The organism is Coralloluteibacterium stylophorae (assembly GCF_018122625.2).
Classification (GTDB): domain Bacteria; phylum Pseudomonadota; class Gammaproteobacteria; order Xanthomonadales; family Xanthomonadaceae; genus Coralloluteibacterium; species Coralloluteibacterium stylophorae.
Map to the genome: position 1 here is coordinate 233732 of NZ_JAGQFT020000006.1, position 24402 is coordinate 258133.

27 protein-coding genes are annotated in these 24402 nt (G+C 67.0%); 25 read left to right on the top strand and 2 right to left on the bottom strand.

Annotated features, from left to right (window positions below):
- The first annotated feature begins 12 nt into the window (after positions 1-12).
- The 16 genes from KB893_RS11185 to KB893_RS11260 all read left to right on the top strand — a co-directional run bounded on the left by KB893_RS11185 (position 13) and on the right by KB893_RS11260 (position 18494).
- Positions 13-1626 carry a hypothetical protein gene (locus KB893_RS11185; RefSeq protein WP_211925412.1) on the top strand — a complete coding sequence of 538 codons (1614 nt, stop codon included), beginning with the start codon at positions 13-15 and terminating at the stop codon, positions 1624-1626.
- Positions 1623-3740 carry a phage nozzle protein gene (locus tag KB893_RS11190; protein WP_211925411.1) on the top strand — a complete coding sequence of 706 codons (2118 nt, stop codon included), beginning with the start codon at positions 1623-1625 and terminating at the stop codon, positions 3738-3740. Before KB893_RS11185 ends, KB893_RS11190 begins: the two co-directional genes overlap by 4 nt.
- Positions 3737-4192, top strand: a complete 456-nt coding sequence (locus KB893_RS11195; protein ID WP_211925410.1) for a hypothetical protein — start codon at positions 3737-3739, stop codon at positions 4190-4192. Before KB893_RS11190 ends, KB893_RS11195 begins: the two co-directional genes overlap by 4 nt.
- Positions 4185-4628 carry a virion core protein, T7 gp14 family gene (locus KB893_RS11200; protein WP_213173711.1) on the top strand — a complete coding sequence of 148 codons (444 nt, stop codon included), beginning with the start codon at positions 4185-4187 and terminating at the stop codon, positions 4626-4628. Before KB893_RS11195 ends, KB893_RS11200 begins: the two co-directional genes overlap by 8 nt.
- Before the next feature lie 36 nt (positions 4629-4664).
- Positions 4665-6866 (top strand): hypothetical protein, encoded by a 2202-nt coding sequence (locus tag KB893_RS11205; protein WP_213173712.1) that lies wholly within the window; start codon positions 4665-4667, stop codon positions 6864-6866.
- Positions 6867-10364: a hypothetical protein gene (locus KB893_RS11210; protein ID WP_211925407.1), complete on the top strand. Its 3498-nt coding sequence runs from the start codon at positions 6867-6869 to the stop codon at positions 10362-10364.
- 12 nt (positions 10365-10376) lie between these two features.
- A complete protein-coding gene (locus KB893_RS11215) occupies positions 10377-12314 on the top strand; it encodes a phage tail fiber domain-containing protein (RefSeq protein ID WP_211925406.1) in 1938 nt (645 codons plus the stop codon).
- Positions 12311-14074, top strand: a complete 1764-nt coding sequence (locus KB893_RS11220; RefSeq protein WP_211925405.1) for a hypothetical protein — start codon at positions 12311-12313, stop codon at positions 14072-14074. The genes KB893_RS11215 and KB893_RS11220 overlap by 4 nt, the downstream gene beginning before the upstream one ends.
- Before the next feature lie 123 nt (positions 14075-14197).
- On the top strand, positions 14198-14524 hold the full coding sequence (locus tag KB893_RS18815; protein ID WP_425491167.1) for a PKD domain-containing protein: 327 nt from the start codon (positions 14198-14200) through the stop codon (positions 14522-14524).
- Positions 14525-14540: 16 nt separating this feature from the next.
- On the top strand, positions 14541-14816 hold the full coding sequence (locus KB893_RS11230; RefSeq protein ID WP_211925403.1) for a phage holin family protein: 276 nt from the start codon (positions 14541-14543) through the stop codon (positions 14814-14816).
- The gene (locus KB893_RS11235; protein ID WP_211925402.1) at positions 14813-15058 is read left to right on the top strand and encodes a hypothetical protein; all 246 of its coding nucleotides are present in this window, start codon (positions 14813-14815) and stop codon (positions 15056-15058) included. Before KB893_RS11230 ends, KB893_RS11235 begins: the two co-directional genes overlap by 4 nt.
- Positions 15059-15108: 50 nt before the next feature.
- The gene (locus tag KB893_RS11240) at positions 15109-15522 is read left to right on the top strand and encodes a hypothetical protein (RefSeq protein ID WP_211925401.1); all 414 of its coding nucleotides are present in this window, start codon (positions 15109-15111) and stop codon (positions 15520-15522) included.
- Complete coding sequence (gene terL / locus KB893_RS11245) at positions 15515-17164, top strand: phage terminase large subunit (protein WP_211925400.1); 1650 nt, start codon at positions 15515-15517, stop codon at positions 17162-17164. The genes KB893_RS11240 and terL overlap by 8 nt, the downstream gene beginning before the upstream one ends.
- A gap of 85 nt (positions 17165-17249) precedes the next feature.
- Positions 17250-17705, top strand: a complete 456-nt coding sequence (locus tag KB893_RS11250) for a lysozyme (protein WP_211925399.1) — start codon at positions 17250-17252, stop codon at positions 17703-17705.
- Positions 17702-18124, top strand: a complete 423-nt coding sequence (locus tag KB893_RS11255) for an Ntn hydrolase family protein (protein WP_211925398.1) — start codon at positions 17702-17704, stop codon at positions 18122-18124. Before KB893_RS11250 ends, KB893_RS11255 begins: the two co-directional genes overlap by 4 nt.
- 79 nt (positions 18125-18203) lie before the next feature.
- The gene (locus tag KB893_RS11260) at positions 18204-18494 is read left to right on the top strand and encodes a hypothetical protein (protein WP_211925397.1); all 291 of its coding nucleotides are present in this window, start codon (positions 18204-18206) and stop codon (positions 18492-18494) included.
- A 330-nt stretch (positions 18495-18824) separates the two neighbouring features.
- On the opposite strand, the gene KB893_RS11265 is transcribed toward KB893_RS11260, so the two are convergent.
- Positions 18825-19154, bottom strand: coding sequence for a hypothetical protein (locus tag KB893_RS11265; protein ID WP_211925396.1), 330 nt, complete (start codon positions 19152-19154; stop codon positions 18825-18827).
- A 1341-nt stretch (positions 19155-20495) separates the two neighbouring features.
- On the opposite strand from KB893_RS11265, the gene KB893_RS11270 reads away from it, so the two are divergent.
- From KB893_RS11270 to KB893_RS11305, 8 genes are all read left to right on the top strand, one after another.
- On the top strand, positions 20496-20666 hold the full coding sequence (locus KB893_RS11270) for a hypothetical protein (RefSeq protein WP_211925395.1): 171 nt from the start codon (positions 20496-20498) through the stop codon (positions 20664-20666).
- Entirely contained in the window at positions 20663-20833 is a 171-nt protein-coding gene (locus KB893_RS11275; protein ID WP_211925394.1) for a hypothetical protein, read from the top strand. The genes KB893_RS11270 and KB893_RS11275 overlap by 4 nt, the downstream gene beginning before the upstream one ends.
- Positions 20830-21057 (top strand): hypothetical protein, encoded by a 228-nt coding sequence (locus KB893_RS11280; protein ID WP_211925393.1) that lies wholly within the window; start codon positions 20830-20832, stop codon positions 21055-21057. Before KB893_RS11275 ends, KB893_RS11280 begins: the two co-directional genes overlap by 4 nt.
- An 87-nt stretch (positions 21058-21144) precedes the next feature.
- Complete coding sequence (locus KB893_RS11285) at positions 21145-21783, top strand: antirestriction protein ArdA (protein ID WP_211925392.1); 639 nt, start codon at positions 21145-21147, stop codon at positions 21781-21783.
- A gap of 13 nt (positions 21784-21796) precedes the next feature.
- Complete coding sequence (locus KB893_RS11290; RefSeq protein WP_211925391.1) at positions 21797-22081, top strand: hypothetical protein; 285 nt, start codon at positions 21797-21799, stop codon at positions 22079-22081.
- 102 nt (positions 22082-22183) lie between these two features.
- Complete coding sequence (locus KB893_RS11295; protein WP_211925390.1) at positions 22184-22660, top strand: hypothetical protein; 477 nt, start codon at positions 22184-22186, stop codon at positions 22658-22660.
- Positions 22657-22983 (top strand): hypothetical protein, encoded by a 327-nt coding sequence (locus tag KB893_RS11300; protein WP_211925389.1) that lies wholly within the window; start codon positions 22657-22659, stop codon positions 22981-22983. Before KB893_RS11295 ends, KB893_RS11300 begins: the two co-directional genes overlap by 4 nt.
- Before the next feature lie 69 nt (positions 22984-23052).
- Positions 23053-23286, top strand: coding sequence for a hypothetical protein (locus KB893_RS11305; RefSeq protein ID WP_211925388.1), 234 nt, complete (start codon positions 23053-23055; stop codon positions 23284-23286).
- A 75-nt stretch (positions 23287-23361) separates the two neighbouring features.
- On the opposite strand, the gene KB893_RS11310 is transcribed toward KB893_RS11305, so the two are convergent.
- Positions 23362-23967 carry a hypothetical protein gene (locus KB893_RS11310; RefSeq protein WP_211925387.1) on the bottom strand — a complete coding sequence of 202 codons (606 nt, stop codon included), beginning with the start codon at positions 23965-23967 and terminating at the stop codon, positions 23362-23364.
- 81 nt (positions 23968-24048) lie between these two features.
- Between KB893_RS11310 and KB893_RS11315 the strand changes: the two genes are divergently transcribed.
- Complete coding sequence (locus tag KB893_RS11315; RefSeq protein ID WP_213173713.1) at positions 24049-24306, top strand: hypothetical protein; 258 nt, start codon at positions 24049-24051, stop codon at positions 24304-24306.
- The last annotated feature ends 96 nt before the right edge of the window (positions 24307-24402 follow it).

Consider the following 24402-nt stretch of genomic DNA (forward strand, 5'->3'; position numbering starts at 1 on the left):
TTCGAGCCCCTCATGCCCCTCACGCCCACCACCGAACTCGAGGCCGTCAACGAGATTCTCTCCATCATCGGAGAGACGCCCGTCAACAGCCTCGATGTGCCGAGCTTGACCGACGCTGCCATCGCGCGCGACAACCTCCGCGCCGTGTCGCGTGAGGTCCAGAGCCGCGGCTGGTACTTCAACACCGACGAGCAGTACCGCGCCCTCCCGGCTGCGGACGGCCTCTTCGTCCTCCCGGCGAACCTCCTCGCTGCGCGCCCGGCCACCACCGAGACGCGCCGGATCGTTCCCCGCGAGGGCAAGCTCTACGACCGCGACGCTTCGAGCTTCGTGTTTACCGCGGCCAAGCCGCCGATCATCTACGCCATCTGGCAGCAGGAGTTCGAGTCCCTTCCGGAGACCGCGCGCCGCTGCATCCTCATCCGCGCCGCCCGGCTCTACCAGACGAAGGTCATGGGGTCGGACAAGCTCGACGCGCTGACCGAGGCGCACGAGGCCCAGGCTTTCCAGGCGCTCCTCGACGAGCACGCCAGCTACCAGGAGGCCGCGACCTTCGAGGCCGGCGCCACGCAGACCAAGGAACTCGAGGCGGTCAACGAAATCCTCGCGTCCCTCGGTCGCCCCGTGGTCCCCTCGTTCGCCTCCACCGGCCTGACGGACGCCAACCTCGTCCGCGCCGCCCTGCGGTCGCAGAGCCGCGAGGTGCAGAGCCAAGGCTGGTACTTCAACACCGACGAGTCGTGGCGCGCGCCCATCGACGAGGACGGCATCGCCACCATCCCCACGGACACCCTGGCGATCCGCCCGGCCCGTGGGGAAGCCCGCCGCATCGTCCCGCGCCGTGGGCGCCTGTTCGACCGCGACGCGCACTCCGACGTGTTCACCTCGGCCACGCGCCCCATGGTCGAGCGGGTCACCTTCGAGACCTTCGAGTCCCTTCCGGAGACCGCGCGCCGCCTCATCACCCTGAGGGCCGGCCTGGTCTTCCAGGACTCGCTCGTGTCCCGTGGGGCGTCGCAGGAGTCCGAGGCTCCCCCGAGGCCCTACTCGGCCGAGCGGGTCGCCGAGGCCCTGAACGTCCTCCAGGCAGCCCACGACGAGTTCCACGCCCCGGCCGGGTTCAACGAGACGCTGACTACCTCCGTCGAGCTGGAGTCCGTCAACGAGCTGCTGGATGCCATCGGCGAGGAGCCTGTCGAGGTCCTGCCGACCAAGGGCTACACCCCGGCCATGCGCGCGCGGACGCTGCTGAAGGCGGCGAGCCGTGAGGTGCAGTCCGAGGGCTGGTACTTCAACACGGTGCAGTTCGAGGCCGACACCGCGGCCGAGCCGGACTGGCTACTGGCGCGCACCGACGAGAAGACCGGCTACCTCAACGTCTTCCTGTTCCTGCCCTACGACACCCTGCCCGCCCCCGCACAGCGCCTCATCACCGCGCGGGCCGGTCTCGTGTTCCAGCGGCTCAACGCCGCCTCCATGCCGGCATCCCGCCACGACACGCTGCCGTTCAACGAGACGCGCCTCTACGAGGCCGTGGTCGCCATGCGGCGCGCAGAGGCCGAATACAACCCCGCGAACTTCCTCACCGACTCCGAGGATGTCCGCACTGCCTGGGAAACCACTTGACGCTGACCACCGGCTCGATCCCCTCCCTCATCGGCGGGGTCTCGCAGCAGGACGACACGATCCGCCACCTCAACCAGGTGACCCGCGCCGAGAACGCCTACCTGCACCCCGCGAGGGGTGCGGGCAAGCGCCCCGCCGCGGAGGCCATCGGCGTCCTGGCCTCGAACATCGGGGCGAACTCGTGGCACCACTCCATCATCCGCGACCAGAACGAGCGGTACATCGTGGTCATCGGAAGCGACGCGATCCGCGTCTTCGACCACATCACCGGACACGAGTACGTGACCGTGGTGACCGAGGGCCAGGGCGACTACCTCAAGGCCAACGGCCGCTCCTGCGACGTGTTCCGGGCGGTGACCGTGGCGGACACCACCTTCATCCTCAACCGGGAGCGCATCCCGGCCATGACCAGCGCGACGGCGCCCGGCGGGACCACCACGGCCGTCCAGACCTTCGCGGACCTCCCGAAGGGGGCCGATGCGCGCGACATCCCGAACGGCTCGATCTACGCGATCACGGGCGATCCCGAGAACGGCTTCGACGCCTTCTACGTTCGGAAGGAGGCCGACTACTCCTACCGCGAGACGATCAAGCCCGGCCTCAAGAACACCATCGACCCGAAGACGATGCCGCACATCCTGAGGCGCGTCCCGGACGCAACGAACCCGGACGGCTTCTACTTCAGCTTCGGCTGGCAGAGCTGGGAGACGCGGAACGTCGGAGACGACGACACGAACCCGCCGCCGTCCTTCATCGGCGCCGCGATCAACGATGTCTTCTACCACCGCGAGCGGTTGGGCTTCCTGACCACCGAGTCAGTCGTGATGTCGGAGACCGGCTACCACCGGAACTTCTGGCGCACGACGGTCACGCAGATTCTCGACTCCGAGGTCATCGACGTCTCGGTCCCCTCGCACTCCATCGTGGACCTCAGGCACGCCGTTCCCTACCTCTCGGCCCTGATGCTCTTCGGCACCGACTCGCAGCATCAACTCACCGCGAGCCCGCTGCTGTCGCCGAAGACGGTCAAGGTCGATGCCTCCACCAACTACTCGGCCAGCTCGGTCGTGTCCCCGGTCCTCCTTGGGGACTCCCTGATCTACGTCAGCGACCGCACGGAATGGGCGACGGTCCGCGAATACTTCATCTCCGAAGAGGCGGTCACCGCCGACGCCGCAGACATCACCGGCCATGTGCCGGAGTACGTGCCGGGCAAGGTTCGCGCACTGACCGCGGGGCCGGACGTGGAGATGGTCTTCGTGGCCCCCGAGGACGCCTCGGACGGCCAGCTCTACGTCTACAACACCCGCTGGGCCGGCAACGACAAGGCGCAGTCCGCGTGGTCACGCTGGAAGCTCTCCGGCGTCGGTCGCGTGCTCCACATGCACATCATCGACGGGAAGCTCTACCTCGTCGCGGTATCCCCCGCAGGCGGCACGGAACTCCTGAAGATCGAGCTGGCGACCATCGCGAGGCCCACGGGCCTGCCGGTGGACGTGCTGCTGGACCGGCGCTGCATCGTGCAGGGCACCTATCAGGAGTTCGGCAACTTCACCGACCTCATGCTGCCCTACGCCCTCTCGTCCCTCTCCGGGGTCGAGATCATCAAGGGCGCTGGCTGGGCCAACCCCGGCGCGTACCTGGACACCCAGGGCGCGGCGCTCCAGAGCGGCGGCCAGGTAATCCGGCTTCCGGGCAACAAGACCGCGGGAAAACTCGTCGTCGGTCTCAAGTACGACTGCGAGATCGAGCTGTCCCGCCAGTTCCCTCGGGACGACCGGGGCGCCGCGGTGACCATCGGGCGCCTTCAGCTCCGCAAGCTCGCCGTTCGGTTCAAGGACGCCGCCTTCTTCCGCGTTCGGGTCGAGCCGCATGGCCGAGCGGCCGTGGCGGACTCCGCGGTGACCGAGCACCTCCACGACTACAGCGGCCGAACCATCGGCGACGCCGCGTTCAAGCTCGACGCCCCGACGATGACCTCGGGCGTCTTCAACACCCCCGTGCTCTCCCGCGCCGACACCGTGCGCATCACCCTGGTCAACGACAAGCCGTTCCAGGCGTGGTGGCAGTCGGCCGAGTGGGAGGGCTTCTTCTCTTCCAGGAACCAGAGATGATCGAGTACCGCGTCCCCCTTGAGGAGGACGTGGCCGACGTTGCAGCGCGGATGTCCCCCGAGGACGTGGCCGAGCTGGCCGCGTGCGGTCACGAGACTCCCCTCGAGGTCCTCCGGCAGTCCATCGCCGATTCGGAGTTCGCCCTCGCCCTGTGCTTCGACGGCAGGGCCGAGGCGTTCTTCGGCGTGTCCACCTACGGACGCGCTCCCGGCGAGGCATCCCCGTGGATGCTCGGCACGAGCGAGCTGGTCCGCCGAGGGCGCGCGCTGGTGATCGAGGGCCGCCACTGGATCGACGTGTGGCAGTCGAAGTACCGCCTGCTGTCGAACCTCGTCGATGCGCGCCATGCGCGCGCGGTCGGCTGGCTCTCCCATCTCGGCTTCTCACCCGCGCAGGACGTGGACGTGGGCGGTCATCGGTTCCTCCTCATGGAGCGCATCAGCCGTGTGTGAGCCGACCACCATCGCCATCGTCGCAGGCGCCGCACTGTCCGCCGGTACGGCTGTGTATGCCGCCGACCAGAGCAACAAGGCGGCCGTCGAGGCGGCCGAGCGGGAGCAGGACCAGATCGATGACGCCGCAGCGGACGCCAAGAACGAGCGCATCCGCGAGGCGCGCGCCGCGCGCGCCACCGCCCGAGCCGCGGCGGCCGAGGCCGGCGTCGCCGGCAACAGCGTCTCCGCGCTCCTGATGGACGCGACGATGCAGGCCGGCATGGACATCGGAAAGATCGAGCACAACCGAGCCAACGGCATCGCATCGAGCGCCGCGTCGGCGAAGGCGTCCCAGCGGATCAACAACGCACGGGCCGCCGGGCAAGTCGTCCAGTCCGCCTACAGCGGCTACACCAACTACCAGGACTCCCTGAAGATTCAGGGCGGGGGCTAAGGCATGGCAACGAATCAGCGCCGCATCCGCGGCCGGGTGGAAGCCCCCGAGCAGCGCAGCCGCGTAAACCTCGGCGTCTACGCCTCGCAGCGGGAAGCCGCGGGCTCCGGCGGGGCCATGTGGGCTCTCGCGGACGCCCTCAACGGCGTCAGCCACATCGCGGCGGACCGCGCACAGAAGAGCAACCGCGAGGACTATGACGCCGGACAGCTCGCCGAGCAGGAAGAGAACGCAACCGGGGCGCTGACCCCGGAAGCCTCGGCGCGCATCGAGGCGTCCAAGTTCGCCCTCCGCGGCTACCAGGAGGCCCAAGGTCTCCGGAAGGCCGAGGGGCTCGGCCGCGCGCTCCAGCAGCGGGCCGCGACGATGGAGCCGGACGCCGACTTCGAGTCGGTCATCAACGAAGAGACGAACAAGCTCCTCGAGGGTGCCCCGGAGTGGCAGCGCAAGACCCTGCTGCCCGGCATCCAGCGCACCGTCGCAGGCGCGCGGGACGCATGGGCGACCCAGCAGCTCCAGGAACTCCAGGTCCGCCAGAAGGAGGAGATCGGCTCCTTCCTCGTCTCCGGTATCCGCGACGGCTCCCTGATGACCCCCGAGGGCTATCAGGCGGCGATGGCGTACATGGACGAACACTCCATGATCCAGGACGACGAGCGCGACGACCTGTTCGCGGCGTCGTTCGGCGAGCTGCTGGCTTCCGGCGAGGTCGATCCCGATGCCGCCGTGGCGTTCCTGTCGGAGCGCCGAGGGGATGCCCCAGGGCTCGCAGAGCAGCCGCAGTACCGCGAAGGGCTCCTGAAGGCTGCCGAGCACGGCAAGACGATGCGCGCCGCCCAGGCGAAGGCCCAGGCCGAGGCGCAACGGTCCTCGACCATGCTGACGTTCGACGATCAGATCGAGCGCGGCTACCTCGACTCCAAGGCCGTGTTCGACGCCGAACGGGCCGGCGTGCTCTCCAGCTCCGACAACGTGGCGCTGCACCGCAGGCTCGACGCCCGCCGCGAGAAGCTCCGCAAGGAGGCCGAGAAGAAGGCGAAGGACAACTTCAACCTCAACGCGGCCCTGACCGGTGATCCGACCGCGCTCGCCCTGGCCGGCGAAGGCGCCGCCACGGCCGTCAACGACGCGCTGAAGAAGCTCTACACCGCCAAGGACACCCCGACGTTCGCCAGGCTCACCCAGCGCGCCGCGCAGAACGGCGTGGAGCTGCGGTTCCTCAACAACATGCTGGAAGCCTTCGACCCGAAGAACCCGACGTCCGCCCGCGCATCCATCGAGATGATGTCGGACCTCCGGGCGCAGGGCGGCGAGGCTGCGCTGGCCCGGAACCTGACCCCCGCGAACTACGCCCGCCTCGAGCAGTACGAGTTCCTGACGAAGGAGATGGGGCAGACGCCGGAGCAGGCGTACTCGCAGATGGCGATGACGCAGCCGAAAGACCCGATCCAGGTCAGCGCCGAGGCCCGCGCCCTGCTGCGCAACCTCGACTTCGACGGCCCCGGATTCTTCAGCAGTACGACCACCGTGAGCGCAGGCGGCGACGCCGAGTACGTCGTCCCCAGCGAGATCAAGAACCCCGACGTGTTCCGCGCGGACCTCGAGCGCCGCCTCCCCGTCATCATGCAGAACACGACCCTACCGGCCGACAAGGCCCTCGAGGTCGCCATCAAGCAGTCGTCCCGCTACCTGCGGACGATCAACGGGTACGCGACGTTCACCAAGGGCCTCCCCGAGGCCGCGGTACCTGTGGTCGAGGAGACCTCCGACTACATCAAGTCGAAGCTCGTCGAGGCCGGGCGCCTGGACGATACGGACGACCTGATCCCGCACGAGCTGTCGAACGGCCGCTTCACCTTCTTCACCTCCCAGGGCCTCCCCGTCACCGATCCGGATACCGGAGTGATGGTCGAGATCAACCCGCGGGAGCTGATGGCGGCCCGCAGTTCCTTCAACGCCGAGCAGGTCAACGCCGAGGCCGCCTCCGCGCGCGATGAGCGCACGGCCGGGCTCCGCTCGTCCGCCCAGCTCCTCGGGGGACGCGGCGGGAACCTGATGCTCTCCGAGGACCTCCGCAGGCAGGCCAGCAAGGAGCGAGATGCCGCCGACGCGGCCAAGGCCCCGGACCTGAGCTTCGGCCAGTGGCTCGAGGGCCAGTCCGCCCCCAGCACCCCTCAGGCCCCCTCACGCGACCAGAAGGCCGCCGAGGACTTCACCACCTTCATCCGAGGACAGTAAATGTTCGAGCACCTCGCCCCCAAGGGCACCAGCGCGTTCCAGCAGACCCCGCAGGACGTGATCGCAGCCGGGGAGCGGGAGCAGCAGCAGGAGGCCGCCGAGGCATCCTTCGTGGACCTCGCGGCCTCCTACTGGAACCAAGGCATCCCCGGCGCGCTCGGGCGCGGACTTCGCCAGTTCGCGTTCGAGAGCGATGACGAGTGGCAGTTCCCCGCGGACCTCTCCTCGCACCTCAAGCAGTACGGCGTGTCGGAGGAGCAGGCGCCCCTCCTTTACAAGGCGCGCTCCCAGGAGCACCTACTCGAGCTGACCTCCTACGCGCTCGAGAACCAGGACGACGCGAAGCTCAAGAGCCAGTTCGGCTTTTGGGGCAACCTCGCGGCCTCCGCGACCGACCCGGCGATGCTGCTGGCGGATGTGGCCTCCGCTGGCCTGGCACACTCCGCCACGGCCGGGCGGGCCATCAACGCGGCCCGTGCAGCTACGACGGGCGCCACGGTCAACGCCGCCGGCACGGCCGCCGCCAGCACCTTCAACCCCGAGATGGGGGCGCGGGATGTCCTGATGGACGCCGCGGCTGGCTTCGCGTTCGCGGGTGTCCTGGGGGCACGCAACGGTGCCAAGTTCGACGAGATGGGCGCCGTGCGGCGCGGCAACGCCGCGTTCGAGGCGGAGATCAAGGCGGCCGCCGCGCCGCCCGATGACTCGCTGTCCGCGGCGCGTGTCGCCGAGACCTCGCCCGACGTGCTGCCCGGCCTCAACCGCCTGCATCGCGAAGGTCCCTCCGACATGGAGCGCCTGGACGCGGCGCAGCAGGAGGCGGGAGTCCGCGGCCGGTTCCTCAACGCCCGCCTGGACCTCTCGGCATCCTTCGGCAAGTCCAAGTCCCCTCTGGTCCGCTACGTCGGCCGCCAGCTCGTCCGGGATGGCGTGGGCTACACGGATCGCAACCTCGCGGTGACCGAGGCCGCCAGCGAGTTCTCCCGGCGCCACACCGCGACCGTCGAGACCGAGTTCATGGCGAGCATGAACGCCGCGTGGCAGAGCGCGGCCAAGGCACTCAACGTCCGCGCAAGCGACGACGTGCAGCGCCGCGTGTTCATGCACGAGGTCGGTCGCGCCGTGCGCGGCGCCGATGACGTGTCGCCCCAGGCACGGGCCGCGGCGTCCGTGGTCGCCAAGACCAACTCGCGCCTGCTGAAGCTCGCGCAGGAGACCGGCGTGCAGGGCTTCGAGAACATCGCCGAGAACGCCAACTACCTCCAGCGCGCCTTCAGTCCCGAGGGATACCACCGGGTCTTCGGCGAGATGGGCGTGACCGAGGACGAGTTCCTCGAGCAGGTCCTCAAGCCGGCCATGCGCAAGGAGTGGGAGAAGCGGCTCGGCGCAGAGGCAGTCGAGAAGAACCGCCAGAACGTCGAGGCGTACCGCGGCACCTCCGATGGTGTCCGCAAGGCGCGCGAGGCTCTAGACACCACCCGCGCACAGCTCAGTGCCGCCAAGGAACGCCTGGACGCGCTGGAGGCGAAGGCCGACACGCCCACGAAGAACAAGCTCTGGAAGAAGGCGCGCGACCGCAAGCGCGAGAACGCGCGCCGCCAGGTGCAGAAGCTCGACACTCTGCACCGCCGCCGGCAGGACGAGTACGGCAGCGCGGTGCAGAAGGAGCGAGACTCGGGCTACGCCGAGCGCGAGGCTGGCATGGTCTCGGACGGCATCGACGACAAGCTGCTGGACGCCGTGGCGCGCGCCTGGCTCAAGCGGGGCCAGAAGGTCGCTGAAGGCGACTACGAGTCCGGCGTGATCCGCGGACTGGACGAGGACGACATCGACGCGCTCGACGAGCTGCTGACCGACCTCGAGCCCGCGAAGCGCCAGGAGGTCCTGAACCTCCTGAAGAAGGGCTCGGATGGCCCGAGCAAGTCCGACCGCGCCAAGCGCCGCATCGACCTCGACGAGACCTTCCGCACCACGGTCACCCGTGAGGACGGCTCGACCATCGAGGTCGGCATCGCGGACCTACTGGACAACGACGTGGAGCGCGTGACGCACCACTACATCCGCGAGATGGTCGGCCAGTCCGCCCTCGCGGACCGGGTGGGCGTCAAGAGCCCCTCGGAGTTCCGCAGGCTCCGGAAGCAGGTCGAGGAGGAAGCGAAGCGGTCCGGCGACGCCGTTGCCAAGACCCTCGAGCACTTCGACCTCGCGGTCCGCGCGATCCGAGGCCAGTCCACTGAGAAGAACCCGCACACCGCATGGAGCCGCGCCGGACGAATGCTGCGCGACGTGAACTTCGTCCGCACCATGAACCAGGCCGGCTTCTCGATGTTCGCGGAGGTCGGCCCGATGCTGGCCCAGGTGGGCGTCAAGAACTTCGTCCGGTCGATCCCCTACGCCTCCTCGGCGTTCAAGCGGATGCAGAACGGCACCTTGGCGTCCGAGGAAGCCCGCGTGCTCGAGTGGCTGTTCGCGCCCGGCACCGGGATGCTGCGCAACCCGCCGTGGCTTCGGCTCGACGAGGGCGTGCTGGCCGGCAACTTCCGGCCCGGCAACCGCGGCGCGGACGTGCTCGACAACGGCCTGCAACGGGCCAAGCACGTCACGAACATCCTGAGCGGCCTCGGCCCCCTCAATGCCGTCTTTCAGCGCATGGCGGGCCACGCGAGCCTGTACCGCCTGATGGACCTCGCCAAGAAGCCTTCGCTCTCCGCAGCGGAGACGAGGCGCCTGAGGAACCTCGGGCTCGACGAGGGCGCCCAGCGGGAGCTGTTCGACTACCTCAAGGGTCTCGGCAGCATCCGCGACATCGACCCTAACGCGCTGTCCTTCAACGCCCGAGAGCGAGTGGCGGCGACCCTGCACCGCATGGTCACCCACCAGATTCTCGAGGGCGACGTGGGGGACACGCTCGCAGTCATGCACTCGCCGGTCGGCAAGCTGGCCTTCCAGTTCCAGACCTTCGTCGTGCAGAGCTACACGCGGCACTTCCTCCACTCCGCGGCCAACCTCGACGACTGGCGCACGTGGGCGATGCTCACGACCTCCTTCGGGATGGCCGGCATCGGCTGGAGCGCCCGCACGTACCTCAACACCATCGGGGACGAGGAGCAGCGCAAGCGACAGCTCACGATGGCGAACCTCGCCAAGTCCGCCTTCCAGCAGTCGAGCTGGGCGAGCGTGCTGCCGGCGGCGTGGGACACGATCTACTCGGACATCCTCCAGAACGACCCGACGTTCCGCTACGGCCGCTCCACCGGCCTGGACACCGGAATCGGCGGCATCCCGTCCATCGACCTGATGAAGAAGCTCTACTCGCTGCCCGGAACGGCCGTCTCGGCCGCTCGCACGGACCGCGAGGTGACGCAGCAGCAGTTCCAGGACGCATGGCGCGTGATGCCGTGGAACAACCTGACCGTCGTGCGCAACATCGCGAACGCGGTCGCCCGCGAGCTGCCGAAGGAAGACGAAGGTCGCCTGGAGGATCGCGAGGACAACTAACCCAGGAGCCAGATGGAGCAAGTCAAGCGGGGGCTCTCCTACGTGGTCTACGACTACGTGGGAGGCCCCCGGCGTTTCACCGTGCCCTTCCCCTTCCTGGACAAGGGGCACGTCTACGTCTACGCCGGGACGGACCTCGAGACCTGGCGCCGGGTCGAGTGGGTCTGGTCCGGCACCAACGAAGTCGAGGTACTCGAAGGGCAGATCGTCGAGACCGAGCTGGTCCTGCTGGTCCGCCAGACGCCCTACGAGAACCTCGAGGTCACCTTCAGGGACGGCGCGGTCCTCCCCGCCGCGGACCTCAACTACGTCCTGAAGCAGCTCCACTACCTGCTTCTGGAGCAGTACGACGGCAGCGGCGGTACGGGAGTCGGAGGGGGCATCAGTCTGCCCCCGGTTGACTCGGACTTCCCGGAGATCGGCCAGCTCATCGATCTCGTCTTCCAGTCGGAGACGATGCAGCTCCTCATCACGCGCATCGACGAGATCGACCTGAACGCAGCGACGCTGCTGGAGAGCACGCTCCGCGAGAACAACCTGATCGACCTCCAGCGCAAGTACGAGGACCGCACCACCCGAGCCGAGCACCGCCTCGAGGTAATCGAGGAGTCCGACCAGAACGTTGCGCTGGAGATCACGGAACTCCAGGCGTCGTTCGACACCGCACAGAGCACCGCGGACGCTCGCTACATCGAGATCAACGAGGCCCTCGCCTCCGAGAGCGAGGCGCGGACCTTCCAGGTCCAGGACCTCCACGCGCAGTTCAACGAGAACGCAGCGAACGTGCAGACGGAGCTGGTCGCGCTCGCGAAGAAGGATGAGGTGATCGCGCAGTCCGTGGAGACCCTGAGGGGTACCGTGGGCGACAACAGCTCGGCGATCCAGAACCTCAGCCAGGTCAAGATCACCGCGGCTCAGGCCGAGGCCATCGCCACCACCAAGCTCCAGTCCTTCTCGTCCACGTCCTTCGCGCAGCTCGAGCAGCGGTTCCAGACGTTCGCCTCGGACACCGAGGGCACCTTCGGGGAGTGGAGCGCCTCCTACACGCTCCGCCTCAACGGCGGGAAGATCGGCGGACAGCCGGTCATCGCCGGGCTCGGGCTCGGCCTCAATGCTTCCGGCGGCTCCGACCTCATCGTCATGGCCGACCGGATGGCCTTCGTCCACCCCAACTACACCTCAGGCGGCGCACTGGCGTCCCTGAAGTACCCCTTCGTCGTCGGACAGGTCGGCGGGCAGAGTACGGTCGGAATCAACGGCGCGCTGATGGTCGATGGGACGATCCAGGCGCGAGCGATCAAGACGAACACATTGTCCGCCCTGACAGCCAACGCAGGCGAGATCAACGGCGGCACGTTCCGCACCTTCCAGCTCGACGCCAACGGGAACATCAGGAACCCTTCCGAGTTCCGGGTCGAGATCACCAACGACCCGAATGATCCCTGGCCCTTCTGGATCGGCTCCGGCGTCAAGAACGCGAACAACGCCGTCATCAGCTTCGGTCGAGACGGCACTGCCAGCTTCGATGGCGACGTGCGCGCCCCGAATATCCGGGACCAGCTCCAGGCCATCGCTCCAATCGCCTGGGTCGGATCGATCAACCCCAACGGCGGAGTGACGATGGAAGTCACCCGCTTCACCCTCCCCGGCCCCGTCCGCGCAGGCGAGCGCCACCGGCCCATCGTCATGGCGTCGCTGAACGTGCAGAACGTCTCCAGCGATAACGGCGTGTTCCGGACCATCACGCAGCGCCTCGCCGGAAGCACTTGGGTTACTGTCCACGAAGGGCAGCTCAACCAGGGCGGAGGCATGGGTATCAACCACGCCCTGAGCTTCGTACTTTCTCCGACCGATCAGACCGAGACCTACCGCATCTGCGTGGTCGAGGTCGAGCACGGCGAGCGCGTGCGAATCCAGGGGATCAACGGTTTCGTAATCGGAGTTCGATGAGCACAGACCTCCCCGTAACAAACGCGGGCCTCGCGGCGCGCGTGTCCGCTCTCGTGGACAGCTTCCAGCGGTACCTCACGGAGTCCATCGCACTCCTGACGAACCCCTCGGGAACCGTGACGATGACCGACGCCGTGGGCGTGGTCCACACGCTCCCGAGTTACCCCGGCCTCGTCTCGAATATCCAGGCCTACCTCGACCCCCTCGACGGCGCCGTGGAGGCCACAAGCCTCTCTGCCGCCCAGGCGCTTGCCTCGGCCAACGCCGCGTCCGAACGGGCGCAGCAGGCCAGCTCGAGCGCGCAGGAGGCGAGCACGGCGGCCGACGAGGCGGCTGCGTCTACCGTGGACGCCGAGGTAGCGCAGGCCGCGGCCTCGGCCGCCAAGGAGGAGGCGCGGCGCTTCAGGGATACCGCAGGAGTCCACAAGGACGCCGCGGCTTCCTCGGCATCCGACAGCGAATCGAGTGCCGCCCTGGCCGGGCAGTACGCCGACAACGCTGGCTTCAGCGCCGCGGCGGCCGGCACTTACAGCGAGTCCGCGGAGGCCGACGCTGAGGAGGCTCGCCAGTGGGCGAACGCTCCGCAGAACACCGAAGTCACTCCCGGCGAGTACAGCGCGAAGCATTGGGCGCTGTTCGCACAGGACACGGCAACGGGAGCCATGATCTATCGGGGCTCGTGGAACGCGAGCAGCGGGACGTACCCGGCCTCGAACAAGGTCGGCGACCTGTTCAAGGTGTCCGCTCCCGGAACCGTCGGCGGAGTCTCCTACTCGACCGGCGACCAAATCATCCGAAACGATGTGGGGGGCTGGGACAAGATCGACAACACTGAAGCCGTGACATCAGTGGCAGGCCGGGTTGGTGACGTGAAGCTGGTCGCGTCTGATATTTCCTCCGGAACTTTCGATGCGCCGCGAATCCCCAGCCTGCCTGTATCAAAAGTCTCTGGGCTCCAGGCCGCCCTGGACGCGAAGCTATCGAAGACAGGACAGCAGGCCGTTACTGGAACCACCACGTTTGAGGGCGATACCGCGGCACCGAATCTGTACGTGAAGCGCACAGGCAGTCAATCGAAGAATGCGCATATCGGATACACAACCTCAGCCGGCGGGGGAACGGTGTACGCGGGCATTGGTAACATCACTGACACGGCGTTCTGCATCGGCAGCTCAGAGAACCTTACTGCTTCGGCTACGTCCTTCTACACCGACACGCAGTCAGGCGATGCGGGCGTCGCGGGTAACCTCGTTCTCCGTTCGTTAGCGACGATCTCCGCAGCGAATCTGACTAGCTCCCGCGCCTTCGCATTGCCGAATAAGCCCGGCACGTTCGCTATGACGAGCGACCTGTCATCGCTGGCCGCCGCTGACCACGCTCATTCTATTGGGGACGTGTCTGGACTTCAGGAGGCTCTCAACGAGACAGTAAAGAGAAACGGCGCGGAGACCATCTCTGGGACAAAGAATTTTACCCATCAGCTTATTGCAGGAGCTGGAATCACTTCGTCCGGTGACTTCAATTTTGCAGCAGGCAGGCTCCGCGCCGGCTCCTCGGCCGTGGTGCTGTCCGGGAACCCAGGCAATGTCTATCTCCGGCCTGCCGGAGACACATCAACCTTTGGCCAGGTCGTCGTCACGGCCGAGGGCGCGTTCACCCACGGCGGAGATACGGTTCTGACCTCGCCGCAGGCGTCGAAAGTCTTCGTGCAGTCCTCGTCTCCCTCGAGCCCCTCCACGGGCGACCTCTGGATTTGGTAGGTGACCCTGCGGCGCCGCTCCGGCTCCTCGTGGGTAGACACCACGCAGGTTCGCCGCCGGTCCGGGTCTTCCTGGACGGATGTTCAGACCGTCAAGCGATGGTCGGGCTCCGCCTGGGTGACCGTGTGGACCAACCTCACGCTCGCGCTTTCCGGAGGCACCTCCTCTCTGACAGGCGTAGGCGCGTCGGGCTCCGTCTCCGCCACGGCCACCGCGTCGCCCTCAGGCGGCTCAGGCTCCTACAGCTACTCCTGGTCTCGCGCCAGCGGTGACTCGGGCATCTCCATCAACAGCACGACTTCCGCCTCCCCCACGTTCTCCGCGGTCTGCCAATCCGGCGTCCCGCGCACCGCCACCTGGCGCTGCACGGTGACCTCTGGCGGCGTATCCGTCAGCGAGACCGTGACGATCACCCTCACCTTCTTCAGTCGCGACACCGATCCCGTCTGACGCACCTCCCAAGGAAATGACCACCAAGACCCAGCTCATCGTCTGCCTTCTCGCGGCAGGCGCTGGGATCGGCGTGGGCCGCTACCTGGCCTCCGACGAACCCTTCAACGCCCGCAAGGCCCTCGGGCACGCCCTCCTCTCTGGAGGTCTCGGCGTGTGCGCCGCGGCCTCGCCGCTGATGTTCCCCGGCATCAGCACCGAAGCGCAGGTCGGCCTGGCGTGCGTGCTGTCCTCCCTCGGCGCCTCGGCGCTCAAGGCCGTCTTCAACAAGTTCGTGGGAGTCAAGGCGTGAGCAAGGCCACCAAGGACGCGCTGAACTCCCTGCATGGGGCGCTGGCCGAGAAGCTGGCCGACGCCATCGACGAGATGAGCCACGAGACCAAGGGCCTCGCGGCGATCCTCAACGTGGCCCGACAGTTCCTCAAGGACAACAACATCGAGGCGACGGCCGCGCCGGGCTCGCACATGGCGAACCTCGCCAACAAGGTCGCCGAATTCCCCTTCGACCCTGAGCGGGACGCGCCGCTCAACTGATGCGGAGCGACGCAGTTTCCCCTGGTGTACCCCGGAGCGATCCGGGGTACATGAGGGCGTGGTACGCCGCCAACAGGCGGCACGGGGTCGAGTCGAGCCGCGCCTACCGCGTGGAGAACTCCGACACCATTTCCACGGCTCGGAAGGCGTCCCGACGTGCAGACCCGCGGCGCGAGATGCTTACGAACGCCAAGCGTCGAGCTGCGCGCAAGGGCCTCCCGTTCGCCCTGACGCTGGAAGACATCCGCATCCCGGCGAACTGTCCGGTCCTCGGGATTCCCTTGGAAGTCTGCGGGAAAGCCTTCAGCGACCGCTCGCCTTCTCTGGACAGACTCGTCCCCTCCCTTGGCTACGTGCCGGGAAACGTCGAGGTCATTTCCAACCGGGCGAACCTCCTGAAGCGCGACGGGAGCCTTGAGGAAGTCCGCGCCGTCCTCCGCTACATGAAGGCGCGCTGTGGCTGATACCCACCCTTGGAATGACTTCCGCAATTTCCTCTGGAGCGTCTGGCAGCACCTCGGCCTCCCGCAGCCAACTCCGGTGCAATACGACATCGCTCAGTACCTCTCCAGAGGTCCGAAGCGGCGGATGATCCAGGCGTTCCGAGGGGTCGGGAAGAGCTTCGTCACCGGAGCCTACGTTGTGTGGCTCCTCTGGCGAGACCCGCAGCACAAGATCATGGTCGTGTCGGCGTCCAAGGACCGGGCGGACGCCTTCTCGATCTTCGTGAAGCGCCTCATCGAAGACATGCCCGGCCTCGAGCACCTGAAGCCGCGGCCCGAACAGCGATCCTCGAACGTGTCGTTTGACGTTGGCCCTGCGACCACCGACCAGAGCCCCTCGGTGAAGTCCGTAGGTATCTCCGGTCAGCTCACCGGCTCCCGCGCAGGTACCATCGTTGCCGACGACATCGAGGTGATGAACAACTCGCAGACCGTCGTCCAGCGAGAGAAACTCTCGGAACGCATCAAGGAGTTCGACGCGGTACTCGTCCCGGGCGGGCAGATCGTATACCTGGGAACTCCGCAGTCGTTCGAGTCGGTCTACGCGCACCTTCCGGAGCGCGGGTACAGCATTCGCATCTGGCCGGCCCGGTACCCGAAGGACCAGCAGCACCGCGAGCAGTACGGCGACTTCCTCGCCCCGTTCATCGCAGAGCCCTTCGATGCCGACCCTGGCATCGCCTGGACGCCCGTAGAACCCCGACGATTCCATGAGGCCGACCTCATCGAGCGCGAGGCGTCCTACGGCCGCTCGGGCTTCATGCTCCAGTTCATGCTCGACACCACGCTGTCGGACGCTGACCGCTACCCGCTGAAGCTGTCCGACCTGATCGTGACCGACGTGGATCGCGAGGTCGCTCCGGTCCGCATCGTGTGGTCCTCGGCCCCCGAGCTGTCGATCCCGGAAATTCCCATCGTAGGGTTCACCGGAGACCGCCTCTACCGGCCCATGCACGTCTCCAAGGAGGTCGAGGAGTTCGAGGGCGCCGTCATGACCATCGACCCCTCGGGCCGTGGCGCGGACTCCACCGGCTTCGCTGTGACGAAGATGCTGCGGTCGATGATCTACCTGCGACGCGCAGGCGGCCTCGACGGCGGCTACGACCTCAAGACCCTCGAGACCATCGCGAACATCGCTCGAGCCGAGAAGGTCCACCTCATCAAGGTGGAGAAGAACTTCGGCGACGGCATGTTCACCGCGCTCCTCCAGCCGGTCCTCAACCGCATCTACCCCTGCAACGTCGAGGAGGTCCACTCGGTCGGGCAGAAGGAGCGCCGGATCATCGACACGCTCGAGCCGGTCCTCAACTCCCACCGGCTCGTCGTGGACGCCGCAGTCCTCAAGGCGGACCAGAAGGCCGTCGAGAACCGCCAGGTCTTCTACCAGCTCACCCGCATCACCCGCGACCGCGGCGCGCTGCGCCACGACGACGCCCTCGAGGCTGTGTCGATGGGCGTCGCCCACTGGACCGCGTACCTGTCCCGCTGCGTCGAGGACGAGGAAGCGCGTCACCAGGAGGAGCAGCTCATGAAGCAGTACGAGGAGTTCATGGCGCAGTTCGGCCTCGGCGCCGGCCCTCCCAACTACCTGGACACCTACTGATGCTCACGCTCGCCTGCGGCGTCGTCATCGCCGTCCTCTGGATCACCCAGCCACCCTCCCGTCCCCCAAGGAACCCCGTCACCCCTTGAACACCCGCACCATCCCCCAGGGCGCCCTCGACCTCATCAAGAGCTACGAGAGCCTGGAGCTGGAGGCATACCTCTGCCCCGCGAACGTCTGGACCATCGGCTACGGCCACACCGGCAAGGACGTGAAGCGCGGCATGGTCATCTCCAACGAAGCCGCCGAGGAGCTGTTCGCCCTCGACATCGCCAGGTTCACCCAAGGCGTCCTGCGGCTCCTGAAGGTCCCTGTGACCGACAACCAGCTCGGCGCGCTCGTGTCGCTGGCCTTCAACATCGGCCTCGGCGCGTTCCGCGAATCGACCCTCCTGCTTCGCCTCAACGAGGGCCGCTACGAGGACGTGCCGGAGCAGTTCGTCCGCTGGAACAAGGGCCGCAACGCCTACGGTGCCCTGATCGTCCTGCGGGGCCTCATGCGCCGCCGCACGGCCGAAGTGGACCTCTGGCTGGCCGAGTGACCACCGCGGCCTATGACGGCCACGAGATCGCTGCGGATTCGCAGATCACCTCGGGGGACCGTAGGTCCTCCAGGAGCAAGCTGATCCGCAACGGCGATCTCGTGGCCGCGGGGGCCGGAGACTTCTTGTCCATCGACGAGGTGATCTCCTGGCTCCGCGGCGAAGGCCCGAAGCCCTCCTCAGGGGACGCAGAGATCCTCGCGGGCTCCCGTGCAACCGGCCAGGTCTTCCGGTACCTGCTGACCTCCGAGGGTCTCTTCCGGTACGACGTGACCGGCCAGCTCTTCTCGATTGGCTCTGGCGGGGACTATGCTCTCGGTGCGATGTCCGCGGGGACCTCGGCCCGTGAGGCCGTGCGGATCGCCTGCAAACACGACCTGTACTCGAGCGGGCCTGTACGGGCCTGTAAGCTCTCCTGAGGGCTCCCCGGTAGCCCTGTAGCTCCCCTAGGGGACTACGGGGCTCCTGCGGGCTCTCCGTGCCATCCTGAGGCTCCTGATGCGCCTGTTCACCCTCTGCTTCCTGCTGATCCCCTCGGCCGCCTACGCGGACCTGAGGACCGAGCCGAACGACCGCGAGCGGTCCGCGGCGGTCACTGCCGTCCTGACGGCGCGCTGCGAGCGCGACTCGAGCGCCATGGTCGCTCTGGAGGACCAGCTCCTCGAGCGGTACACGGACGAGACGGTCGGCGAGCTGATGGTCTCGGCCGGGCACTACGTCCAGGGCCGGATCGATGACATCGGCGAGGACGAAGCCTGCGCCATCCAGAGGCGCTACAAGGGCGCCTGAGGGCCACCCGGTAGCCCTGTAGCTCCCCAGGGCCTCCTCGGGCTTCCTGAGGGCTCCTGTGGCCTTCCTGAGGCCGCCCGATGGCGGGGAGACCATCCCCGAGACCTCCTTCGTCGAAGACCACCTCGAAGAGAGGGGCTTGACAGGCGTGATACCCTAAAAAGCTTTTACCTTAAGTATACCTAAGGGAGACTGTAGAGAACCTAGGGAACCTAGACTCTACATAGACACTACGTAAGAGGTACCCCTAGGGTATCCAGAGGCATCCTCAACACCCCTCAGGCATCCCCTACTGCCGGGCGGCTTCCTTTGGGGCCTGAAGGGTTCCTTCTACGACCTCTCTCCCCTCCAGTCGAGCCTGTTCTGGACGACGACACACCGCTCCAGAGGGTTCCCGTGGAGGCACGCGAGGCTCGAGCAGTCCTCGGCGTGCTCGGGATGCCTGATCCCGCCCTGTTCCCGCCAGGCGATCACTCGCCACCCCAGGTCTTTTCGGGGAACCTCGGGGGACGTGAAGCCGCTGACGGCGTGGAAGTCGCCTCGGAACCACCTGAGGGTGCCTGAGGAGTCCGCGGCGAGGAGGTCGAAATCCTCGAAGTCGGGGAGACGGAGCATCGAGCCCCTGCCGTAGATGGCGTAGGCCAGGAAGTCGTCGGTCATGGGGGTCGAAATGTTCGTCACCAATTTCTGAGAGGGGATTAGAAGGGTCTTAGCGCGGCGGTTCCCCCCGGCACCCCCTCGGCGCCCTGCGGCATCCCACGTCACGCGCTTCATCCTGCCCGATCCGCGGCACCCGGCGCGTCACCCGATGCCGTAAGCCGCTGATTCTCCTAGCGCCTGCGCTGGATCACGTATCCTGCGGCCACCCTGCGCACCGCCCTTAGGGCACCTCGGCACCCTGCGGCATCCTTGCGATGTCTGCGCGCGTGTTCGTGATGATCTGTCATTTTCGCCACGCCCTGCCCTCGGCATCCCTCGGCATCCCTCGGCATCCCTCGGCACCCTGCACCGCCCTGCGGAACCCTGCGGCATCCCTCGGCACCCTTCCGCACCCATCGGGACGCTGCGCCGTCCCTCGGCACCCTGCGCCCTCCTGGCGACACCCTGCCGCCCTGGCGATCCCTGCGCATCCCAACGCATCCTGCGGCTGCCTGCGCCTCTCCGACACCCTGCGGCTACCTGCGGTCATCCCTGCCCCTGCGCGGGCCTCCTGCGGCGTCCTATGGGCTCCTGCGGCGTCCCTATACGCGCGCGGTGCTATTCCCACCGCTGGGAGCATCCCGTCACCTGACATCCCGAAACTTTCTTCAATCCCACTATTGCAATCCTTGCGCATCGGCGTATAGTTCACTCCATCGGCGGCGCCAACACGGACCGCCGACCGGGGAAACCTCCTCGGGTTCCTTTGGGAACTACTGGCGCCTTGGGCCGTGCTACTGCGCTTCCAAGGCCGCGCCACCCGCCCTAGCCTACGTGCGACGGGATCGACGGGAGACGCAAGGCGACGAAGGTCGCGCCAGTCCCGGCAGGATCGAAGAGACTGTTTCAGGATCGAAGCGGCATCGCTACATCGGAATGTTCCCACTTGTGCAACGTTCCCTGATTTGCTAGGATTCACCCATCGGCAGCAAGTCACCGCAGCCGACCCGGATCGGGAAGTTCTCCCGATCAAGTGGGGACCGAAACGGTCCCGGCTCCCGGACCGGCGCCCGTGCGCTGTCCGATTAGAACCGAAGGCGGTTCGCTCCCTCCAGCGTGGGCGGTAGAGCCGACCTGAGAGGAAACGGAAAGGATCGACAAGGCACGACACCGCGAGGTGATGCCATCGTGCCGAGTCGATCTTGAGGTGCCCGCGGAACCCTTCGGCGGCCTATACCCCCCGAGGACAACCGGAGGGGACCGCGGGCACCTCAAGATCGATTCCCTCCCTTCGGCCATGCCGATGGGATTCCTATGTCTGTTCATTCCCACTACTGCGAGGATTGCACAATGGAAAGAAGATTGAGAGCGTTCGACGCGCACAAGGGTCTGTGTGAGGGCGCGCGGCTGACCTGCCCGCGTCCCACCTTCGTTCCCTACGCCAAGGCGAGGAGGAACGTTCGTCCGCTGGTGGAGCTGGCCGCGCTGGTGATCGTGGTCGCCGGCTGCGCCGCATGGGGAGTGATGCCGTGAACATGGCTGTCTTGAAGACCTATGGCGGGTGGTTCGTGGCCCTGAGTGATGGCCGCTTCGCCCACCTGTCCACGCGGATCAAGCGCGCCGAGACGGCCGCAGCGGTCGCGATCCGTCAATTCGGACTGCGGCGTGATGACGTGCAGGTTCGCGGGGTGCCGGCATGAGCGCCCACGACGGAATCACGCCCGGCCTGCCGAGCGACAACGGCGCGGTAATGGCCGGCTACACCCGCGAGGTGTTCGCCCGGAACGCAACGGCCGACCTGCACCTGCTGGTGAAGCCCGACGCCAACCTGGGCTGTCTGTTCCGGGCTTGGTGCACCGACGAGCAGGAATACGTCCTCGTCTGCGGCTGGGCGTTCGAGTTCGAGGACGTACCGCCTGAGTGACCCCGCCGATGCCCTTGGAACCCCGAGGGCATCCACGGGATCGCTTTGTCCCGTCATTCCCACTTGTGCAACTACCGGAGCACGCTCATGCCCCGCATCTACGTCGCCTGCTTGGCGAGCTACAACAACGGCCGCTTGCATGGCCGATGGATCGACCTGGACGGCCAGGACGCCAACGACGTGCGCGACGAGATCGCCGCGATGCTGCGCGAGTCGCCCTTCCCGAATGTGCGCATCGAGTGCCCCGAGTGCAACGGGCGCAAGTCGCGGCTGGTGGCGTCCTGCGTGTCCCCCGACCGCGAGCCATGCCCGGTGTGCAACGGCACCGGCAAGGTCCCGAGCGCCGAGGAGTGGGCGGTCCACGACTACGACGACCTGCCGGCGTCGTGGGGCGAGCACCCGGACCTCGACAAGCTGCTGGCCTACGTCGAGGCGGTCGAGGACATGGACGAGTCCGACCGCGAAGCCTTCGATGCGTGGATCGACAACTACAGCGGCAGCGATCCCGACGACACCGAGAAGTTCCGCGAGGAATACCAGGGCTGCTTCAACACCCTGACGGACTACGCCGAGCACATCGTCGAGGAGCTGGGCCTGCTGGTCGGCGTGCCGGACCGCATCGCGAACTACTTCGACTACGAGAGCTTTGGCCGCGACCTGCGGCTCGGCGGGGACGTGTGGACGCATGAAGGCGACCACGGGCTCCACGTGTTCAACAACTACTGACCGGAGCCGACCCATGCACTTCACTGAGACCACCTCGCAGATGCTCCGCGCCCTTGCGCAGGCGAAGCGACTCGACCTCGACAAGCTGTTCGGGAGCGGCATCGACGTGACGCTGCACCGCTACAGCGGCGAGCGGGAAGCCGAGCACGTTGAGCGCGTCACGGTCCACGCCGAGTTCGCCGGGCCGCTGCGCGCTGCGCTGATCGAGGCTCTGGAGAAGAGTCTCGAGCGGCGCCGGGAGTCGCTGGTCAGCGATCTCGCAGCGGTGAACGCCGCGCTCGACAAGGCGAAGACCTGAGGACCTCCGCCCGAGCCGCTGGAACCCCGGCGGCTCCCACGGATGCCCTCGGCACCCCTCAACCCTCCCCACGAACACCCACCACCTACCGGAGCACACACGATGAACCTGGACCGCCTGGACACCTTGGCGCGCTGGCTCGAAGACGGCGCGAAGCACGAGCGGATCACCTTCGACATGACGAAGGGAATCGCGATCAAGACCACGGAGCTGTTCGACCCCGAGAAGCCGACCGAGTGCGGGTCGAGCTGCTGCATCGCCGGAGCGGCCGTGCAGTTCTTCGGGGACCTGAGCGATCTCGACCCCTACATGGTCGCGCGCCGGCTCGAGGAAGAGAGGCGGTACGGCGACGATGCGGAGGAGGAGGTGCAGTTCAGGTGGGGCGACATCATGGACGATGCGGCAGAGCTTCTCGGACTCACTCCGGGGCAGGCACGCGCGCTCTTCGAGCCGGGCATGCATCCCATTTGGCCTTACACCTACGAGGAATACAACGACCCCGCGTGGGCCGCACGGACCATCCGGCACCTGATGGCGACCGGCGAAGTGAGCTGGGCCGCGACGGAGAAGCAGGCATGAGCCATATTACGCCCCCTGCATCCCTCATCACCCTCACGGTCCCCTGCGCCGACCTCCTTCCCCTGCTGGACGCCGTGATGCCGGGCCTTGAGAGGGAAGAAGCCGAGTGGCGTGAGGTCTTCCGCGACCGCATGTCCAGCTACCGCGCGCTCAGCCGCTACGGCTCCCCCGCCTGTGCCGCGCCGATGGGAGTCGCGCGCTTCCGGGCGCTCGCGCCGCTGCACCGCGCAGTCAAGGCGGCACCCGAAGGCACGACAGTCATGTTCCCGGCGAACCTCATGACCGTCCTGCGCAATGCCGTGGAGGACCTCCGCCGTGCCTGACACCCTCCACACCTTCGACTTCCTGCGGTGGCTCGCGGAGGTCTTGAGATTGCCTGAGGAGCCCTGCTGATGAACGAGAGCGTAGTGATAGCTGCCCTGGTACAGGTCGCTCGGGCGGCTCACCTTCTTTGCGACAACACGGAAGATGACGGGAGCGATCTCAGGGTAGAGCGGAACGACTTCAGCGTGCTGTCGGGTGCGCTGGACGTGCTCGACGCATTGCCGGACGACCGCCCCGGCTACGTCATGGGGCCTGCGGCGAAGGCCGAATGGGCGCTGCGCCGTCTGAAGGGCTCCGCATGAAAGCCGGCGTCCTCTTCCGCCTCGGCTCCGCCTGGATCGGCGCCCACTGGAGCCCGTACAACCGCCGCTGGTGCATCAACCTGCTGCCGTTTGTGACGGTTTGGGTGTCTCTGCCGGGCGGTCGGCGTCCCTGATCTCGTTTAGCTTCCTCAGCTCAGTCGAGACCGCGCTTTGCACCGCCCCAACCGCATCCTTAACGTCCGAAAACGACTTGTCCACAGAAGGGCAGCCGGCGGAATCAGTCGCGCGGGATGTCTCCCACACCTGTGTCGCAAAGACGCCGATCTTGTCGATGACTTCCACCCATCGATCATGTATCGACTGACCGTAGCCGAGGACGAGCACGGAACCGCGCGGCTCGAAATCATCCCACTCCTGCGCTGCTGCCCAAATCTCGCTCAACAGCGCCTGCCTCGAGTCATCCGTCATTTCGCCGCTGTGCTTATTGCAGAGCATGTGCAGCTTTCGGGCGCGAACGTATGGGTGCGTGATCTGTGTTAGCAGCTCTTCGAGGCGCGCGCGTTGGATGTCGCGCAGCGAGAGTAGCTCCTGATGAAGCAAGGCGCGGTTCTGAAGTACCTCCGAGTTCTTCGCCGACACCTTCGCCGACAGCAGGCCGAACAATCCGCCGAGAGCCGCACCCGCCAGCGCCGCCGCGGCAGCGATGATCGAGTCCTCCATACCGAACCCCCTCCTGTAGAGCAAACCCTATTCAACCACCAAGGCCGCCTCGAGCGGCCTTTTTCATGCCCGGAGAACCCCATGACCGACACCACCAAGCCGTTGTTGCCCTCCGCGACCTTCGTCCCCGCCAAGGTCGAGACCAAGACCATCGAGATCGCGCCGGCGCATGTGCAGCTCAACCTGACGCCGCGGCAGGCCGCGAAGATCGCGAGTCTGCTGGGTAAGTTCGACGGAGTAGAGGTCGACCTCAACTACGGCCTCTACAAGAGCCTCGCCGACGCGGCCCGTGAATCCGGCTGCGCCCCCGACGTCCCCCCGCCCTCAGTAGCGGGTTGATCTAGAGTCCGGGATCGATGGTAGTGGATGCCAGCTGCTGCGCGTAGGCACGTGGGGTCAGCCCGCCCAGTGCCTTCTTCGGGCGCTCGTCGTTGT

Excerpts from the sequence above, each read along its gene's own strand:
- KB893_RS11230 (WP_211925403.1), top strand. The coding sequence starts at position 14,541 with ATGACCACCAAGACCCAGCTCATCGTCTGCCTTCTCGCGGCAGGCGCT.
- KB893_RS11280 (WP_211925393.1), top strand. The coding sequence starts at position 20,830 with ATGAGCGCCCACGACGGAATCACGCCCGGCCTGCCGAGCGACAACGGC.
- KB893_RS11220 (WP_211925405.1), top strand. The coding sequence starts at position 12,311 with ATGAGCACAGACCTCCCCGTAACAAACGCGGGCCTCGCGGCGCGCGTG.
- KB893_RS11260 (WP_211925397.1), top strand. The coding sequence starts at position 18,204 with ATGCGCCTGTTCACCCTCTGCTTCCTGCTGATCCCCTCGGCCGCCTAC.
- KB893_RS11310 (WP_211925387.1), bottom strand. The coding sequence starts at position 23,967 with ATGGAGGACTCGATCATCGCTGCCGCGGCGGCGCTGGCGGGTGCGGCT.
- KB893_RS11295 (WP_211925390.1), top strand. The coding sequence starts at position 22,184 with ATGAACCTGGACCGCCTGGACACCTTGGCGCGCTGGCTCGAAGACGGC.
- KB893_RS11185 (WP_211925412.1), top strand. The coding sequence starts at position 13 with ATGCCCCTCACGCCCACCACCGAACTCGAGGCCGTCAACGAGATTCTC.
- KB893_RS11300 (WP_211925389.1), top strand. The coding sequence starts at position 22,657 with ATGAGCCATATTACGCCCCCTGCATCCCTCATCACCCTCACGGTCCCC.
- KB893_RS11195 (WP_211925410.1), top strand. The coding sequence starts at position 3,737 with ATGATCGAGTACCGCGTCCCCCTTGAGGAGGACGTGGCCGACGTTGCA.
- KB893_RS11290 (WP_211925391.1), top strand. The coding sequence starts at position 21,797 with ATGCACTTCACTGAGACCACCTCGCAGATGCTCCGCGCCCTTGCGCAG.
- KB893_RS11210 (WP_211925407.1), top strand. The coding sequence starts at position 6,867 with ATGTTCGAGCACCTCGCCCCCAAGGGCACCAGCGCGTTCCAGCAGACC.
- KB893_RS11285 (WP_211925392.1), top strand. The coding sequence starts at position 21,145 with ATGCCCCGCATCTACGTCGCCTGCTTGGCGAGCTACAACAACGGCCGC.
- KB893_RS11215 (WP_211925406.1), top strand. The coding sequence starts at position 10,377 with ATGGAGCAAGTCAAGCGGGGGCTCTCCTACGTGGTCTACGACTACGTG.
- KB893_RS11305 (WP_211925388.1), top strand. The coding sequence starts at position 23,053 with ATGAACGAGAGCGTAGTGATAGCTGCCCTGGTACAGGTCGCTCGGGCG.
- KB893_RS11265 (WP_211925396.1), bottom strand. The coding sequence starts at position 19,154 with ATGACCGACGACTTCCTGGCCTACGCCATCTACGGCAGGGGCTCGATG.
- KB893_RS11315 (WP_213173713.1), top strand. The coding sequence starts at position 24,049 with ATGACCGACACCACCAAGCCGTTGTTGCCCTCCGCGACCTTCGTCCCC.
- KB893_RS11240 (WP_211925401.1), top strand. The coding sequence starts at position 15,109 with ATGAGGGCGTGGTACGCCGCCAACAGGCGGCACGGGGTCGAGTCGAGC.